Genomic DNA, 18480 nt, shown 5'->3' with positions numbered 1-18480 from the left:
ACAAAGCACCTCAGGCGAATGTAAATAAATATCCGGCTGAAAAACAGATCATTAAACATGCGAAAGAAAATAAGCACAGCGTGATTCGATGAAAAATCAGCTGGCAAGGGAGGAATGAGGATTACAAAAAAGTTGAAAAATATTCAACGTTCTAAACAGGATTCGCCAGAATAGGGATTCGACGTTTGAAGCACCTGGCTGGCACGCTGAGTAATAAAAAAAGCAACAAGTAAAACTTGTTGCTTTTTTTAAGACGATTCATTCATGCATCGAGCGTTTACAGCAGCAGCACCGTCAATCCATAATCTGCAAACAGAATAAGAATACAGCTTACTACCACCGAGGTTGTAGAAGCACGGCCGATTTCGAGAGCGCCGCCTTGCACATAATAACCATAATAAGCGGGTACACTGGAAATGATAAAGGCGAATACAAACGCCTTTGCCATGGCAAAAAACAAGTTGTATGGCAAGAATCCCGAAACAAGTCCTTGTTCAAACTGGTCGCGGCTCAGGATGCTGGAGAACATACCGGCGATATAGCCACCCCAGATGGTTACAGCAATGGAAATAATGATCAGACAAGGAACCATAATAATGGCCGCCAGAATTTTCGGCAACACCAGATAAGTGCGGGTATTGATACCCATAATTTCTAAAGCATCGATCTGTTCGCTTACACGCATATTCCCCAACTCAGACGCAATTTTAGATCCCACCACACCGGCCAGCACCACACAAATTACCGTCGGTGACAATTCAAGAATCGCAGAGTCACGAACGATACCAGCGATTACCGGCTTTGGAACCAGCGGACTTACCAGCTGATAAGCCGTCTGCACAGTCAGTACCATTCCGAGAAAGACAGAGATGATCAGAACAATTGGCAACGAACGGATACCAATATCGTTACATTGCTCCATAAATTCTATCCAGTAAACCTTTCCATTTTCGGGCTTGTTGATGGTTTCTTTCAGCATCAGCGTAAAGCGCCCCAGATGGTCTAAAAATTTCTTGATCATATCTCGTAGCTATAGAGTCGTTGCTCAAATTTAAAACTAAAAGCTGAAAGCATAAGGCTTAAAGCTGAAAGCCCAAAGTCAAAGGCAGAAAGCATGCCTATTGCGGGAACTGCACTAGCGCTCGTGCCGGTGCGCCTTGTCATGCTAAGTGAAGTCGAAGCATTGTGCTATGGCCCTTCGACTTTGCTCAGAGGGTGACATTATTTACCACAATCCCTGGTTTGACATTTGACGTTTCAGGTTTCACTCACAACAGACCATCACAAAAAAATCCCGCCACAAACGTGGCGGGATTGCTATTTAAAAAAGATTGCGTCTTAATTAAGCGAGTTTTTTCAACTCTTCAATATGTGCTTCGCGATCTACTTCTTCTTTCAGTTTGTCGCCTTTGTCCATGTCAACCAACACCGGAGCAGCTACGAAGATTGAAGAGTAAGTACCGGTAACCACACCGATCAACATTGCGAAAGAGAAACCACGAGTCGCTTCACCACCAAAGATGAAGAGGATCAGGATCGTCAGGAACACAGTCAGAGACGTCATGATCGTACGGCTCAGTGTATCGTTGATCGCACGGTTGATAACGCTTTTCTTGTCTTCGTTCGGTGACTTACGGAAGTATTCACGTACACGGTCAAATACGATTACCGTATCGTTCATCGAGAAACCAATCACCGTCAGGATCGCAGCGATAAAGTGCTGATCGATTTCGAGTGCGAAAGGTACTACACCGCGGAAGAACGAGAACACAGCCAATGTTACGCAAACGTCGTGCAACAATGAGAAGATCGTACCAAGTGAATACTGCCATCTGCGGAAACGCAGGAGGATGTAAACGAAGATCGCGATCAGGGAAATGATTGTTGCTTTTATCGCACCTGCTTTCAGATCATCAGAGATCGTTGGCAATACGGTTTCAGAACGCTGCAGATATTTAGTAGAATACTGATCGAAAGTTGTACCTGCAGGAATCAGATTTTCTGCTTTCAGACCTTCATATACTTTCTGGCTTACTTCCTGGTCAATTTTGATGCCCGTTTCTTTGATACGGTAACCAGTAGTAATGTTCATGTGGTTATCTGTACCAATAGTTTTTACTACAGGGAATTCATCACCGAGGTGAGATTTCAGTTTGTCTTTTACTTCTGTAACAGTGTGTTTCTGATCAAACTTGATAGTATAGCTACGACCACCGGAGAATTCAACACCATAGTCGAAACCGTGGAAATAAGAACCAATACCGAGGAGTACTACTACCGCAGAGATGATATAAGCGTACTTACGAACTTCGATGAATTTGAAGTGTGCTTTGCGGAAGATCGATTTAGACAGAACTGTGAAGTAGTTGAAGTGACGTTCACGTTTAGTATAAATATCAGTTACCAGACGAGATACCAGGATACCACAGAACAGAGACAACAGCAAACCGATGATCTGTGTAGTAGCGAAACCGAGTACCGGACCAAGACCGAAAGTAAACAGGATCACGGCAGTCAGCAACTGTGTAATGTGACCATCGAGTACCGGAGCATAAGAGCGTTTGTAACCTTCTGTCACGGCATCTTTATAAGAACGCCCTGCGGCAAGCTCTTCTTTGATACGCTCAAATATGATTACGTTCGTATCCACGGCCATACCGATTGTCAGTACGAGACCAGCGATACCAGGCATTGTCAGTGTTGCGTGCAGCGCAGACAGGATACCGATCGTGAACAGCAAGTTCAGAATCAGGGCGATGTTTGCTACGATACCACCTGTGTTATAGTAAACCAGCATCAGAACGAAGATGATGATAAACGATACAGCGAGTGACATGACACCTGACTGGATATTTTCAGCACCGAGTGTTGGACCTACTACTTGTTCCTGAACAATACGTGCAGGAGCAGGGAGTTTACCAGACTTCAGGATGTTTGCAAGGTCAGTTGCTTCCTGTGGAGAGAAGTGACCGCTGATAGAAGTACGACCACCGGAGATCTCATCATTTACAATCGGAGAAGAATAAACACGATCATCCAGAACTACCGCTACATACTTGCCTTTGTTGTCAGCAGTCATTTTGCGCCAGATGTGAGAACCTGTAGGATCCATTTCCATAGAAACCTCTGGTTGTCCAGTCAGCTGGTTGTAGTCCATACGAGCGTCAGTCACGTGATCACCTTCCAGTTTTGCATCAGCAGAACCTGGTACAGTGCGGATCGCATATACTTGCAGTGGAGCGTTCGGATCGCGACGGGCATCTTTGTTTTCAGCACCGTATACGAAACGTACGTTGTTCGGGAATTTATTTTTTACAACATCGAGTTGCAGATAATGATTCAGGCGTGCAGTATCCTTTTTCATTACGTAACAAACCGTAGGCACTTCGTTTGTCTGAAGATCATTAGGGATGATCATTACAGACAACAACGGATTTTTACGGATTGCTTCGTCTCTTGAATTAGCAGCAGAATCAGCCGTTTTACCAGTTGCGTTAGCAGCAGGTTTGTTGTTAGCCAGCAAAGAACCAAGACTACCTGTATCAGCAGCTTTCGCGATGTTTTTAGTAGTATCTGCGGCAGTTACTCCGGCAGTTTTTGTAGTATCTTTTGCAGTAGCAGTAGTATCTACTTTTTCGCCAGACAGGTAAGCAGCCAGTGCAGTGTTTGCAGAGATCAGGCCACCATAGATCTGTTGGTTAGTATAAGTTTCGAAGAATTGCAGTTTGGCAGTAGACTGAAGGTATTCGCGAACACGTTCAGGATTACGTACACCAGCCAGTTCTACTGTGATGATCGCTTTACTTTCATCCAGGTTTACGTTTGGCTGTGCCACACCGAATTTATCGATACGGGTCAGCAATACATTGTACGTACGTTTAACCGCGTCAGCTGCTTCTTTATGAATTTTAGCCAGAACCTGATCGTTAGTCGAGTTCAGCGTAATTTCTTTTTCAGAAGGTTTGGTAAACAGATAAGCCAGTTTTGCATTTGGATTATCTTGTTTGAAAGCCTGACCGAAAAGCGTTACGAAATCTGCCTGGCTGTTAGCTTTCAGCTTGTTAGCATCAGCGATAGCCTTGTTCAGCGTTTCATCTTTCGGATTGTTTGACATAGAGCGTACGAGCTCATCCAGGCTAACTTCGAGCGTAACGTTCATACCGCCCTGCAGGTCAAGACCAAGATTCAGTTCTTGTTCTTTTGCTTCCTGATAAGTGTACTTTTTAACGAGTACGTTAAATACTGTTTCTCCTTGTAAACTGTCCGTGATAGCCTCGTAGCGTGCGTCCACCAGTTTCGCCAAATCATCACCTGCCACGGCCGGATTCTGGGCCTTTGCTTCACGGCTTGCCTGCGCGCGGGCCTTGCCCTCTACGCTACGCACGACGAACGTGAACGACAGCTGATACAGCGAGATAAGGATGAGCGCTGCGGTAAAAAACTTAACCAACCCTTTTAATTGCATAGGTGCTGTAGATTATAACAATAATTTTTTAAATAGAGTGGGCAAAGATAGGATTTAATATAAAAAAAGGAAGTTTTAGCAAAGAAGATTGAAATAGTTTCAGAAAAAAATATTATTGACTTCGTGGAAGATTAATATATACTCAAAAACAATGCATAAATTCTACCTTCGAAAAACGTTTTTTCTGCGGCTGGAACAACCTATATATTTATTGCGCGACCAACTATCACTTCTGAGTGTAGACAGGCATTCTTAGGTCGTTTGTCGCTTCATTTGTCAAATATTCCAATGTATTAGTATTTATCTCCCGAATCTTTTATTTTTACGACACTGAACCCTGTATCTGGGTTTACATAAATTTAATACACACATGATACGTAAAATTACGCTACTCTTCCTAGCCTGTTGTAGTGCCGTCTTATCAGCGAAGGCGCAGGCTGTGTGCGGTTTTGATGCCATCCATCAGCATATGATGACCACCAACCCTGCCTACAATCAGTCCATCCAGCAGAATGCAATGCAATGGGCGCAGCATATGCAGTCGCTGTCAAACCCAAATGCACTGATACTCAATACAGCGGGCGGAACGGTTTATGAAATTCCTGTAGTAGTACACGTAATGAATACCGGTGGCGCTATTGGATCAATATACAACCCAACAGATGCTCAGATCATCAGTATGATCGATTATCTGAACAAATCATACGCGGCCACATGGTCAGGCTATCCGGATTCTACGAATGGCGGCGCTTACATTCCACTGCGCTTTAAACTGGCACAACGCGATCCAAACTGCGGCAGCACCAGTGGTATTGACCGCTATACGGTAACTAATCAACAATACATTAATTCCGGCGTTAACGGCAATATAAATGGTAACGTTGGCGGACTGGATGATACTACGCTGAAAAATTATGATCGCTGGCCTACTTACGACTACTATAATATCTGGATCGTAAATAAAATTGACGGTGAAGACGGTACCACTCCGGGTCAGGTATTCACCGCGGGCTTTGCTTATTTCGCAGGTGCTGCACCGGTATATGATGGTACCATCATGCTGGCTACTCAATCCAACGCAGGCGATATTACACTGCCGCACGAAATCGGTCACGCAATGGGTCTTTACCACACCTTCCAGGGTGGCACTACCTCTAGTTGCCCGGCAAATAACAACTGTAATACAGACGGCGACCAGGTGTGTGATACAGAACCAATGATGGAGTATTCTCCAGGCACTTGTCCGAATGGTATCAACCCATGTACGAATGCTGCATGGCAGAACACACAGAGAAATTTCATGAACTATTCTAACTGTCAGAATCGTTTTACTGCTGGTCAGCGTACCAAAGTAATTTTCAATCTGACATCACTGCGTTCTGGCCTGCTGAGCTCACTGGGCGCTACACCTCCGGCAGCAACAAGCGTAATTGCAGCACAGTGTACACCAACAATCACCAACTCGGGCAACCAATATGACATCGGTCCTCGCAGTGTGAAAGTAAGTGACCTTCAGGCTAATTCTGGTGGTTATACTACTGATGGCTATAAAGTTTTTTATGACAGAACTTGCTCGCAACGCGCTAACCTGATGGTAGGCGTAAACTACACGATCACTGTTCAGACGAATCAATACAACAATGAAAACTGTGTAGCTTATATCGATTACAATAACGATGGTCAATTCACAAGTAATGAAATGATTCTGACCAGCAGCAATGCTAAAACGCATACAGCTTCATTTACAGTTCCTGCAAGTGCGCCTACATGTACGCCACTCCGCATGCGCGTCGTTTCTGATCTTGGCACTACCCCTGGCCCTTGTACGCAATTGGCATATGGACAGGCGGAAGATTACACAGTGTACATCAGACCAGCACACAGCACCTCTACTGTAACAGTTACAGCGAGTGCCAATCCTTCATGCGTGACCAGCGCAGTAACATTTACTGCTACTCCTGATCAATATGCTGTAAGTCCTACTTATCAATGGTATGTAAATAATACTTTGGTTGCCGGTGCAACCGGTTCTACGTATACCAACAGTACGCTGACGAACAACAGCATTGTAACAGTAGAAATGTTTTACACTACCGCTGCTACCTGCGGCGGAACTGACAGCGTATTCTCTGCGCCATTTGTCGTTTCACGCGTAAATAACCTGTCTGCATCTGTTTCTATCACTACGCCAACGAATCCTGCCTGTACATCTGATCCGATGAGCTTTACAGCTGTGCCAGTAAATGGCGGCGCTACTCCTGCTTACCAGTGGTATGTAAACAATATCGCTGTTGCAGGTGCTACGAATGCTACTTATACAGCACCAAGCGGACTGAATGCCGGCGACCTGGTTAAAGTAATCATGACGTCTTCTTCTTCATGTGTTACCAATGGTCCTGCAACTTCAAACGTAATTACAGTTGCTCATACCAACATACTGATTGCATCTGTAGCAAACACTGCAACTGGTAACCCTGGCTGCCCGGGTCTGTTGATCACTTTTACAGCTGCACCAACAAATGGTGGCGCAGCTCCTACTTACCAATGGATGCTGAATGGTTCCGCTATTCCGGGAGCTACAAATACAACCTATGCTTCTACTGCGTTAAATAATGGCGACGTTGTTACAGTACAAATGACATCGAGCAGTCACTGTGTAACTTCTGGTCCTGTAACATCCAGCCCGGTTACGGTTACATTTACACCACTGACGGCTACAGTAAATATTGCGCAGACAGCTGGTACTAATCCTTCATGCGCAGGTAAAACGATCACGTTCACTGCAACTGCTGTCAATCCAGGCACAACGCCAACATACGACTGGAAAATCAACGGTGTTTCTACCGGCACAAACGCTATAACTTTTACAAGTATAACCCTCGCTACCGGCGATGTTGTTACTTGCGTGCTGACTTCAAGCAATAGCTGTGTAGCGAATCCTGTTGTAACATCAAACACACTGTCTATCGAAATCGACCAACTGGATACAACTTCTGTAACGACTGCATTGACTGCGGGCAACAACCCAGGCTGTGCGGACTCAGTACTTGCTTATACTGCAACTGCGGTAAACATGGGTGCAAATCCTGATTACACATGGTTTGTAAACGGCAATCCTGTTGCTAACGGCAATACTTACAGCAGTAATTCACTGGCTGACGGCGATATTCTTACTGTACGTGTAATTGCTACAGCTACTGGTTGTCGTACACAGGACACGGTTAACTCTGCACAGATCGCAATCGTTCGTCTTCCAACGCCGGGCGCTCCTGTTATTTCTCTGATCGGAACTTTGCTGGTTGCTAACACAAGCGCTTCTGTACAATGGTATGGTCCTAACGGCTTGATCGCTGGCGCAACAAATCCAACGTATGCTCCAACTGAAGCAGGCCAATACTACTGCGTAGCTACCAACGGTGCTTGTAGCTCTGGTTCTTCGAATATCCTGAACATTACACTCCTGAACGTAAATACATACAACATGAGTGAACTGAGCATCTTCCCTAACCCAACAAACGGTTTACTGACACTGGATTGGAATGGCAAATCTGTCAGCATGAAAGTAGATGTATACAACAGCGTTGGCCAGGGTCTGCTGCATGAAGATATCAGCAACACCAACCGTAAAGTGCTCGATCTGTCGCATTTTGCAAGCGGTACTTATTTTGTAGTACTGCGCGATGCAAGTGGCAATACCGGCACTGCACGTGTGACACTTACTAAGTAATCTTTCAAATGATAAAAAGCGGCGGCCTACAAATTGTAGGCCGCCGCTTTTTTATTTAGGTCAAAAATCAAAACATATCCGCGGGAACAAATGACATTTTGTTTTTGAATTTGAATTTATCCCTCATTCACATACACCCTTTTCACCCTTTGCGAAATACCCGTCATCATCTCATACGGAATGGTATCAGCCCATTGTGAAAGTTGTGTGAGCGGTAGTTCTCTACCAAATACAATTACCTCATCGCCTTCTTTTGCTTCTGGGATACCGGTAACATCTACCATACACATATCCATGCACACAACGCCTACAAGTTTTGCAGGTTTATCGTGAATCAATACGTGCGCAGTCCCGTTCCCCAAAGCTCGTGGATAACCGTCTGCATAGCCAATAGAAATGGTAGCGATCCGCATCGGATGATCTACTTTACCACGACGGTTATAACCAACTGTTTCTCCAGGATCAAGCTCTTTAATCTGTGCAATCGTCGTTTTTAACGTACCCACCTGTATCAGTTCATCATGCAATACACCACTGCCGTCTACACCATACAATCCCAGACCAAGGCGAACCATATCAAAATGCAGTTCCGGATGACGGGCTATACCTGCCGAGTTACACAAATGCAAATAAGGCTTGTAGCCAAGTTGCAGCGTCAGCGAATCACTCATAGAGCGAAATGCTGCGGCCTGCTGACGCGTGAATTCATCCAGTCCCGCATCTTCGCTGCCCGCCAGATGACTGAATACACTTGCCACTTTTACATGTTCATTTTGCGCCAGCTCTGTAAATAGATCTGGTAATTCATGTACCATAAATCCGAGGCGATGCATGCCAGTATCTAGTTTGATATGGATCGGATATTCCTTTACCTGCATCGTTTGCGCCATACGGGTAAATAATTCCAGTGAACGGAGGTTAAAAATTTCAGGTTCCAGTTTCCAGGCAATCATCCGGTCGAAAGAACCGGAATCCGGACTCATCACCATAATCGGCAAGCTGATACCCGCCTTGCGCAACGCAATACCTTCATCGGTATAAGCAACGGTGAGATAATCCACTCCTGCGTATTGCAACGCATAAGCGACTTCGTAACTACCACTTCCGTAAGAAAATGCTTTTACCATCGCCATCACCTTTACGCCCGGCGCAACTCGCGTGCGAAAAACATTCAGGTTATTCATCATGGCAGAGAGGTCAATGGAAAGTACGGTCTGATGCACTTCCTGCTCCAGCAGAATGGATACCTTTTCAAATCGGAAACTACGTGCACCTTTCAACAAAATGGCATCCTTATCGAAATCGACCAGGTGCAGTTTTTTAATAAACTCTTCTGTCGATTTGAAGAAAATGCTACGCAGCTTTTTATGCGCTCTGAACAATGATTTGCTTTTATACAAAGCCGGTCCGATACCAATAAAACGCTGAATATTTCTGCGTGCTATGGCTTCTGCAACCTCTTCATAGAGCAACATATCGGGCTTGCCAATCTGCAGCATGTCTGACAGGATCACCGTGCGGTGATTGTGTTGTTTTTGCTGTTCAAGATAATCAAGCGCAATGTACAGAGAGGTAAGATCTGAATTGTACGTATCGTTGATAAGCGTGCTGTCATTAATGCCATGACGCAGCTCCAGGCGCATCGCCACAGTGTGCAGCTGCTCCATTTGCTTTTCGATTTCCTGCTGCGGCACTTTCAGCAATAACAACGTGCACCAGCAGTGAATCGCATTTTCTACCGACGCAGGGTCTGTAAACGGAATTGTGATCGCAAGATCGACACCCTGATATTGTCCTTCTATTTTTGTTTTGCTATCAATCTGCTCCAGTCGCGTAATACGCAGATCTGCTTCGTGCTTTTGCGACCAGGTAAATAACTGAAGATCCGGTTCGCTGCCATTTCCTTTTATCTGGTGAATGTATTGCGCCATTGCCTCATTTAACTCAGGATGATCGCTGCAATAAATAAGTTGTTTGGCGTTCCGGAAAAGAATCAGTTTTTCGTTGATCTTTTGACGCAAATTCATAAACCCTTCACTGTGCGCCTCACCAATGTTGGTAAAGATGCCAATGTCTGGTTTGATGATGCGCTCCAGATTTTCCATTTCACCGGGTTGGGAAATCCCGGCTTCAAAAATGCCCAATTCGTTTTCGGGCTCTAGCAGCCACACCGAAAGCGGTACGCCAATCTGTGAATTATAACTCTTAGGACTGCGCGCAATGCTGAAACTATTGCTCAACAGCTGAAACAACCATTCTTTCACTACGGTTTTTCCGTTACTGCCGGTTATACCGATTACCGGAATGCTGAATTGTTTGCGGTATTGCGCTACAAACAGCTGCAACGCCTTGAGCGTATCCTTTACAAGAATGAAATTAGCGCCGGGATAATCAGAAGTATTGATTTCTTCCTGCACTAAAAAATTGCGCACACCTTTATCATAAGCACTGGCAATAAAGCTGTGCCCATCGCGACGCGGCGCTTTAAGTGCAATAAATAAAGCAGTCTCCGGCTCATTGATCTTCCGGCTGTCTATAATGAGTTCTTCTATTACGATATCGGCATGAAAAGCCATCCATGTTCCCTGACTCCAGGCACAGATTTGTTGGGCGGCGAGCATATGTTTTGCGGCTAAGACTTAAAACTGAATAATAAGCAAGTTAGGGTTTAAATTAAAAAGTCAAAAACTAAAGCTAACTGAAAACAGGCCATGCAACTGTATATTGATTGCCGAAGTATTGTTATTGATAATCAACTACAGTAAATCGACAAACTGAATAACTAGCCGGTCAATTTCAGCCAAAACGAATAAAAAAGCAAGAGTGCCGTTCCAGCACCCTTGCTTAACTCCATATTGTCAATCAGGCAAACCTTTGACTTTTGACTTTCTAAATTATTTCATTTGAATTTTCTTCTGGATCTCACCTTCCAGATGTTCTTCCGGTTGTGGCTCCAGATTTTTTTCGTAGAACTCATAACCATTACGGAAGATCTTATCGAAAATAAAACGCTGAATCACCGCGGTGTCCTTTCCGTTATTCATGATTGCATAAAAACGATCAGAGTCAAATTCATTACGGTAATTCTTCATCGGCGTCAGCGTGTTTTTACTACGGCGGTCAAGAATATGCCAGTATACATCAATATGTTTCAAGGTACCGTCTTTCGCCAGTACATCAACAGTACAGCGTCTCGGCACCGAACGGATAATAGAATCCATACCGATTGCGCCATTTACATAACCCACACAGTTTACATTCTGGAAGAAAGTCAGGTATTTAGTGGCCCGTTCCTCATTCAGTTCCTTCAAATTAGTCAGATTACTATCCAATTTTACGGAAACCTTTCCTTTATCATCCTGAGAAATAACGAAGTTGTTCAGCGGAGACTCATCATATTTTATAGTCACACTTCTGATCTGATCAGCAGAAAAATCAAACACGTTACGATCCTGCCAGTCTTTGATATTGGTAGTATACCGCGGCGTCAGATAACCATCAAAACCCGGAATATTTACTACATACGGACGTTTAGCACCTTCCATCAGCATGTAAGTACCCATAAAATTATGCACTTCATCACCGACATAATACACACGCATTTTCTTTCCTTCCCGGTTGTAGACTTCTACTTTCACGCCATTACCGGCAATGCTTTTAATCACCATGTTGTGCTCTGATTCCGGAACCGGATAATCAGCCACTTGTTTTGCCATAGCACTCATCAGACTTTTCAGGGAAGACTTCAAAACATCATATTGTTTATTCACCTTCCAGCCGTTGCCTTCACGTTCAATAGTAACACCCGTACCATCAGTGCGCGCCATGTATATTTTACCAATGCTTCCCGTATCCGGAATGGTAAAGCCTGCTTCTGAAGCGCCAAAAATATTATTGTCACTATTCCTGAAAAGCACATACCAAACCCCAACGCCCAATACGGCGAGAACGAGCAGGTATAAAATCGTTTTACGCATCTCTTCTTCTTAAAAAGTTTACTTAATCTTCTCGTACCTGCGTTTTCTGAAGAACAGGTAACAAGCAGCAAAAATCAATACAAGGATGATAGGAATACCGATGTTTACAAACTGCCAAAGGGTACGTTCTTTACCAACGCGGCCAGCATCCAGCAGACGAAGGCGCAGATCTTTGGAACGTGCTTCCAGCAAGCCGGAATGATCAGTCAGATATTCGATACAGTTCAGGAAAAATGCTTTGTTTGCATAACGGGTTGGCGGGAAACGCCAGTAACCCATTTCCAGCATACCCTGGTTCTGCGAAAATTCATTGAGCAACATATCACCGTCAGAAATAACGATCATGCTCCCCGTGGTATCGGACTGAGCCTTGAACGGTTGTTTCAGCGAGTCACTCAATACTTTCAGGAAAGATGGTGCCAGACGATTTTGAAACACTGACTGGAATTTACCTTCCAGCAATACCGCTACCGGTTGGAACGGTTTATTAAACAATTCCGGACGCGGCGCAAACTTGGTCATCGCAAGCGATACACGCACTGGAGATGGCGTGACACGGCTGTAGTTGGAAGACTCCAGCAATATTGTTTTCTTCACTTCCGGATTGGCGATTGTATCCATGCTGCTCACAAAGAAGCCCATGATCGCATCCATATTGTTTACTATCGGATGATGTGAAGACGGCGTAAACACCGGCAGATAATACCAGTTGTTGAAATCGTATTGTGGCTGGTCTGCCGTGCTACCTTCCTGGATGACCGGAATTTTATTACACTGCAGATCTTCGATCAGATCATTGTTAATACGCACACCGTATTTAAACAATTGGTCATCGAGATTAAGATTGTATTCTGAAGTAATGAACTGCTGTGAATTGCGCAGACTGTCTACCGGCGCATTCAGCGGATCGATCAGCCAAAGCACGTGACCGCCGTACATAATATACTGGTCGAGCTTAAATTTATCTTTATCGTCAAAAGGAACCGTAGGACGATTGATGATAATTGTTTTATAAACCGTAGGGATAGCCGCACCGCTCTTCAGATCAATAGTATCTACACGATAAAGTTTCTGCAAAGTGGTCAATGCGTCATAAGTACGCTCACCAAGCACTTCACCATTACCCATTACATAAGCGATCTCTGCTTTGTCCGGAGACATCAGTTTGTGAATAGCATCTGCCAGTTTGTATTCCAGCAGCGACTCTGAGTTATTCAGCTGTTCCTTGTCAGACAGACCCAGGTGGGTTTCCAGCAATTTTACCGGCAATTCACGACCGTTGTAAGAAACAACCGCATATGGGATGATGATCTGTTGTGTATAATCGCTGGAGCTCTTAATAGAAAGATTTACCGGCTCAATGCCTTTATCGCCGAACTGTTTATACAGCGCCGCTTTTTCATTTTCCGATTTTCCTTCAAACGGATCTATGAAACGATACACAACGTGATTTCCTGCATATTCTTTAAAAGACGTCAGACGTTCTCTTGTAGCTTCCTGCAAACGCTGAAAACCGGCGGGAAATTTACCCTGAAGATATACCGTCACCACGGCGGTACCTTTCATTTCGCGCAGCATATCTTTTGTTGGCTCAGAAAGTGTAAAACGTTTTTCCTTCGTCAGATCAAAACCGTAGTGAAAACGCGCAGCCAGCATATTTACGCACACCAGAATGGCAAGCATTATGGCGATACGGACAGTGGCCTGCCGTTGTTGCTTTTTTCTTTTTGATGAGGCGGTTGTTGCCATATTTTATATTGACCGTTTCCGGCTAAAAGATTCTGTATTTTAAAAAATCAATATTTTCCGTTGTGCGCTTTATTACTGTGCAGTATCCCATGTGCGACGGTTCAGCGAAAGTCTGGTCAGCGAAATGAACAGCGCAATTACTGAAAGGAAATAGATGACATCTCTTGTATCAATCACACCGCGGCTGATGGAATTATAATGGAAAGACATTCCGATCATGCTCAGGTAATAATCTACGCCACCTACCAGAGAAGACAATTTACTCAACGACTCAAACCCGCTGTACAACAGATAACAAGCAAAAAGCGAAATAAGGAAGCTCACTACCTGATTGTTGGTCACAGAAGAACAAAATACTCCGATCGCCGCAAAGCTGGCAGCCAGAAAAAGCAAACCGATATAAGAACCTACAATGCCGCCGCTATCCAGACTATCAGGAATTGCAGAAAGGCTGCTCACGGTATATATATATATCAGTGTTGGCAAAATGGCGAATATGATGAGCGCAACCGACGCGAGATATTTACCGACAATGATGTCCATTTCAGATAGCGGCTTAGTAGAAAGCCACTCGATGGTACCACCGCGAAATTCATCTGCAAACGAACGCATCGTCACCGCGGGAATCAGCAGCATCAGAAACCATGGCGCCATATCAAAATAACGCTCCAGTGAGGCATACCCGTAATCGTCAGAAAGGATACTGCTGTCTGGCATGATCCATATGAACAAACCACAGGCGATCAGAAATACCATAATGGCTACATAGCCGACTATGGAACTGAAAAATGAATTGATTTCTTTAGTAAATATACTGCGCATGTTTATGTAACTGTCGCTTTCCGAAAGTGGGCAAAAATAGTAAATAAAGGCAGCTTTGCGCTTGCCGGGAAATGTTAAATGACCTTCAGCTGATTATAAATACATATCCGTTTTGCGAATATCTCCCTCAAACGACTAAAAAGAAAGCGGGATAAGCCTTTCGCTTACCCCGCTTCTAAAAAATACTCATGCATTATTAAATGCATATCAGATCCATTTCCCTAGCGTACAGTCAATGGCTGCACACTCAGGCGTTTGCTTCCATTGAAAACAGTTACCATATAACTTCCGGAAGCCAATTCAGGTAGTTTCAACTTGCTGTTCATATTTCCGACGATTCCTTTGTAAAGTGTCGCTACTTTCTGGCCGGTAATACTGGTCATTTCTACCAAAATAGCCGCGTCATCCGCAATACCATCCAGTTTTACCTGTACATAATCAATTGCCGGGTTTGGATAAAGCGTTACGGCAACTTTAGCTTCGACATTTGCATTTTGAACCGTTGTCATATTTGCCTTGCGGTAAAAACCATCATTGTTACAGTCAAGTATTCTGTCCGGACGGAAATCGTCCTGTATCCATTTTTCACCAAAGGCCTGCGCGTAATAAACATTACCACTTATGATTGGCTGTGAAGTAGGCGTTCCGGTAATATCTGCCGGTTCCGAAGAACCATTGGTAGCACCAGGATCAAAAGAACACGTCGTCGTACCATCAAAATAAGTACGGACAAATTTTGTTGCCAGCAAATCGATTCCCGGCGGAACTAATCCCCAATTAAACACCGGAGCTGTCATCATAATATCCGAAGTCACAGAAGCATTTCTGATCGTAGTACGAGGCCCCCATGCAATATTGGAGTAGTTATATCCTCTGTAACTATAATCATGCTGTGTGCCATAAGTTCCGGTTCCTACATGAGAGAGATAAGTGTTCCAGGAATAATAATTCATAACGGTAGAGGAGCCTAAATTGACTGGAGCCAACTCTGCAAGAAACGGATTGATGTTATTATCATCGGTGAGTGGATAACTATTACTGGTACGGTTATTCTGATAGCCGCTTAAAATAACGGTACCACTATTATTACCTCTTACCAGATTGACGCCCCATGCATTATTGATGCTCTGATCACGATAAAATGCTTGTCCGGATGCCGGCATCAATGAATTAGGATCGAGACAGGTAACGCCCCATTGTTTCGGAATTGGATTGTAACCCGGATTGGTGCCATAGAAGAAGCTATCGCGCGTTTCATACCCATTGCTGAATACATAAAAAAAGCCGCCATCTTCAAAAAGATCGAAACCGTTTTCCGCATTCTCAGTCGCGTTCTGTACGTTCTGACTACAATAGGGTTGATTCGCGATATCTGCGAGAGATCCCGGATCAATAATCATAGACATTACGCCGCCAACGAACTGATCGCCGCCGGTACCTGGGTCCGGGTGCACCACATTACAACCGCCGGTTACATAGATATAGCCATTGCTGGTAAGCGTCATACGCATGGCCATATCGTAATCCCATATGGAGGTGGTTCCTCCGCTAAAAGTATAATCCCAGGTATGGCCGTTCACTACTGCATCAGTGGCCAGATCATAATCGATCACAAATGCTTTGCGGGGTCCTGCAAACATGCCCATGTTTACATTCGGCGCCACATATCCACAAATATAAAGCTGGTTGTCAACGATCAACGTTCCCATAGGAACCATATTGTTATAATCACCTGGAGGCATAATGCTTTGAATCACCTTCCCGCTGATGAGTTTACCTCCATGATCCACTCTCAGCACTTCAATATTGCAATCTGTTTGGCCGGTAGGATCGCGGCGCATTGCGGTAATCACACTCGTATTATCGTCAATCAAGTCATTGCCCACTACCCGCTCGTCATAGAGGTGGTTGTAATCATCATATGAATAACTGAAAATGACATTCCCTCCATTATCTACCCGCTGGTAGTGCAGTTGCTGATTGTAAGCGCCAGATCCTGAATTGTCAAAAATGGTACCCGCCATGAGGTATTCATCAACACCGCCGAGCGTAGCCGGTGTCATTGAGTAATTTTTGGTATCATTAATCCAATGGAGATAAGACACCTCATTGGTCTGCGCATGAGACAAAGATGGCATAAACGCAGATGCAGCAAGCACTGAACCGACAAGCAACTGACGGAAACTTTTCGGGCATGCCTTTCTCCGGAACGCACCTGCGTTCTTGTGGTAATTTTTTTTCATGTTGTTTTTGGTTTAGTGTTTAAAAGGGGAAAAAATATTTTAGGTTGATAAAATGCATAGAGATGCGACCCGTTCGTACGAACTGATACGATTGCTTTAGGTTGCGACCATTATATCGAACAGCCCCGGAACAATTGTCTGGTTTTGGGAATAATTGAAAAAAGAGAAAGATTGACTGGCGAGCCACGAAGTGTAAGACTCACCCCTTCAAACGACGCCGGTGCGTACGAGGTTGGATATGGTTTCATGCGGTATGATTTGGTTTAGGTCGGAAAGTGAAAACAGATATTATTTGCAGCTTTCCTATGGTATCAGCTAAATGTAAAATTATCTTTTTAAAAACATTATCATTTTTATTTATCAAAAATAGCTTTGTATCATTCAGATACACAAACAAACTCTTTATATCTGCTTATTAGCAATGAAGCAGTTAATTTTGCCGATCAATTTCGTCTGTATTGAAACGCATTAAAAAATATTACTACAATACTACCACACATCGTTTTGAGAAACTCATAGTGCCACTGCGTACCAAATTGCTGCGGGTATTGGGTTTCTTATCTTCGAGTCTGGTGACGGCCCTGATTATTGTGGCAATTGCGTTTCGCTTTCTTGATTCGCCGAAAGAAAAGAGAATGCGTGGCGATATGCAGACGATGTATGAAAAATACGGTCTGCTGCAGAAAGAAATCAATGATCTCAATAAAAATATTACGGAGCTTGAAGACCGCGACAATAATGTCTATCGCAGCATTTTTGAATCTGCACCGCTTCCGGACAGTGTCCGCCACGGAAAGAATTATAGTAAAATAGATCCTGCGAAATTTGCTTACCTGAGTTCTGATGATCTCGCAGAACAAGTCACTGGTCAGCTCGAAGATTTACGCGGCCGCGTTCAGATTCAGTCAAAATCTTATGATACGCTGCAGCACCTTGTTCAGACCAAAGAACAGATGCTCGCTTCTATTCCGGCAATACAACCGATTTCCAACAAAGACCTTTCGCATATGGCATCGGGTTTCGGTTATCGTATCGACCCTATTTACAAAACGCCTAAAATGCACACGGGTCTTGACTTTGCGGCTGCACTGGGCACGCCGATATACGCTACTGCCGATGGAACTATTGTTTCTACTTCTTATGATGATGGCGGTTATGGCAATCACGTGGTGATCAATCACGGCTATGGATATGGCACTTTATACGGTCACATGATCAAGATAAAAGTGCACCCAGGTGAGAAAGTAAAACGTGGACAGGTAATTGGCTGGGTAGGCAGCACCGGAAAAAGTACGGGACCGCACTGCCACTATGAAGTAATCAGAAACGGACAAAAAATTGACCCGATCCATTATTTCTTCAACGATCTTTCGGCAACCGATTACGAACGTATGATCCGCATGGCAGGCTCTACGAACCAATCGTTTGACTAGGTTGGTGAATGGGCAATGGCGAATGGTCAAACGTGAAACGTCAGATGTCAAAGCACGGGTTATT

At 44.2% G+C, this 18480-nt stretch carries 9 protein-coding genes; 2 read left to right on the top strand and 7 right to left on the bottom strand.

What is annotated here, in order from left to right; all coding sequences use genetic code 11:
• Positions 1–277: 277 nt before the first annotated feature.
• On the bottom strand, positions 278–1021 hold the full coding sequence (locus DN068_RS13070) for an MlaE family ABC transporter permease (protein WP_110999381.1): 744 nt from the start codon (positions 1019–1021) through the stop codon (positions 278–280).
• Positions 1022–1342: 321 nt separating this feature from the next.
• Complete coding sequence (gene secDF / locus DN068_RS13065; RefSeq protein ID WP_110999380.1) at positions 1343–4465, bottom strand: protein translocase subunit SecDF; 3123 nt, start codon at positions 4463–4465, stop codon at positions 1343–1345.
• Positions 4466–4835: 370 nt separating this feature from the next.
• On the opposite strand from secDF, the gene DN068_RS13060 reads away from it, so the two are divergent.
• Positions 4836–8192: a GEVED domain-containing protein gene (locus DN068_RS13060; protein ID WP_110999379.1), complete on the top strand. Its 3357-nt coding sequence runs from the start codon at positions 4836–4838 to the stop codon at positions 8190–8192.
• Positions 8193–8308: 116 nt separating this feature from the next.
• On the opposite strand, the gene DN068_RS13055 is transcribed toward DN068_RS13060, so the two are convergent.
• The 5 genes from DN068_RS13055 to DN068_RS13035 all read right to left on the bottom strand — a co-directional run bounded on the left by DN068_RS13055 (position 8309) and on the right by DN068_RS13035 (position 16983).
• On the bottom strand, positions 8309–10813 hold the full coding sequence (locus DN068_RS13055; protein ID WP_110999378.1) for a bifunctional UDP-N-acetylmuramoyl-tripeptide:D-alanyl-D-alanine ligase/alanine racemase: 2505 nt from the start codon (positions 10811–10813) through the stop codon (positions 8309–8311).
• Positions 10814–11086: 273 nt separating this feature from the next.
• Positions 11087–12169, bottom strand: coding sequence for a DUF4340 domain-containing protein (locus tag DN068_RS13050; protein WP_110999377.1), 1083 nt, complete (start codon positions 12167–12169; stop codon positions 11087–11089).
• A gap of 18 nt (positions 12170–12187) precedes the next feature.
• A complete protein-coding gene (gldG, locus tag DN068_RS13045; RefSeq protein WP_110999376.1) occupies positions 12188–13918 on the bottom strand; it encodes a gliding motility-associated ABC transporter substrate-binding protein GldG in 1731 nt (576 codons plus the stop codon).
• Positions 13919–13990: 72 nt separating this feature from the next.
• Positions 13991–14740 (bottom strand): gliding motility-associated ABC transporter permease subunit GldF, encoded by a 750-nt coding sequence (gldF, locus tag DN068_RS13040; RefSeq protein WP_110999375.1) that lies wholly within the window; start codon positions 14738–14740, stop codon positions 13991–13993.
• Positions 14741–14961: 221 nt separating this feature from the next.
• A complete protein-coding gene (locus tag DN068_RS13035; RefSeq protein ID WP_110999374.1) occupies positions 14962–16983 on the bottom strand; it encodes a T9SS type A sorting domain-containing protein in 2022 nt (673 codons plus the stop codon).
• A gap of 458 nt (positions 16984–17441) precedes the next feature.
• On the opposite strand from DN068_RS13035, the gene DN068_RS13030 reads away from it, so the two are divergent.
• Positions 17442–18416, top strand: a complete 975-nt coding sequence (locus DN068_RS13030; RefSeq protein WP_110999373.1) for a M23 family metallopeptidase — start codon at positions 17442–17444, stop codon at positions 18414–18416.
• Positions 18417–18480 lie beyond the last annotated feature (64 nt).

This window comes from Taibaiella soli (genome assembly GCF_003236175.1).
GTDB lineage: Bacteria > Bacteroidota > Bacteroidia > Chitinophagales > Chitinophagaceae > QKTW01.
The sequence above is the reverse complement of the archived record's forward strand: the minus strand, read 5'-3'. Positions and strand labels throughout refer to the sequence as shown.

Excerpts from the sequence above, each read along its gene's own strand:
- DN068_RS13060 (WP_110999379.1), top strand. The coding sequence starts at position 4,836 with ATGATACGTAAAATTACGCTACTCTTCCTAGCCTGTTGTAGTGCCGTC.
- gldF (WP_110999375.1), bottom strand. The coding sequence starts at position 14,740 with ATGCGCAGTATATTTACTAAAGAAATCAATTCATTTTTCAGTTCCATA.
- DN068_RS13070 (WP_110999381.1), bottom strand. The coding sequence starts at position 1,021 with ATGATCAAGAAATTTTTAGACCATCTGGGGCGCTTTACGCTGATGCTG.
- DN068_RS13055 (WP_110999378.1), bottom strand. The coding sequence starts at position 10,813 with ATGCTCGCCGCCCAACAAATCTGTGCCTGGAGTCAGGGAACATGGATG.
- DN068_RS13050 (WP_110999377.1), bottom strand. The coding sequence starts at position 12,169 with ATGCGTAAAACGATTTTATACCTGCTCGTTCTCGCCGTATTGGGCGTT.
- secDF (WP_110999380.1), bottom strand. The coding sequence starts at position 4,465 with ATGCAATTAAAAGGGTTGGTTAAGTTTTTTACCGCAGCGCTCATCCTT.
- gldG (WP_110999376.1), bottom strand. The coding sequence starts at position 13,918 with ATGGCAACAACCGCCTCATCAAAAAGAAAAAAGCAACAACGGCAGGCC.
- DN068_RS13035 (WP_110999374.1), bottom strand. The coding sequence starts at position 16,983 with ATGAAAAAAAATTACCACAAGAACGCAGGTGCGTTCCGGAGAAAGGCA.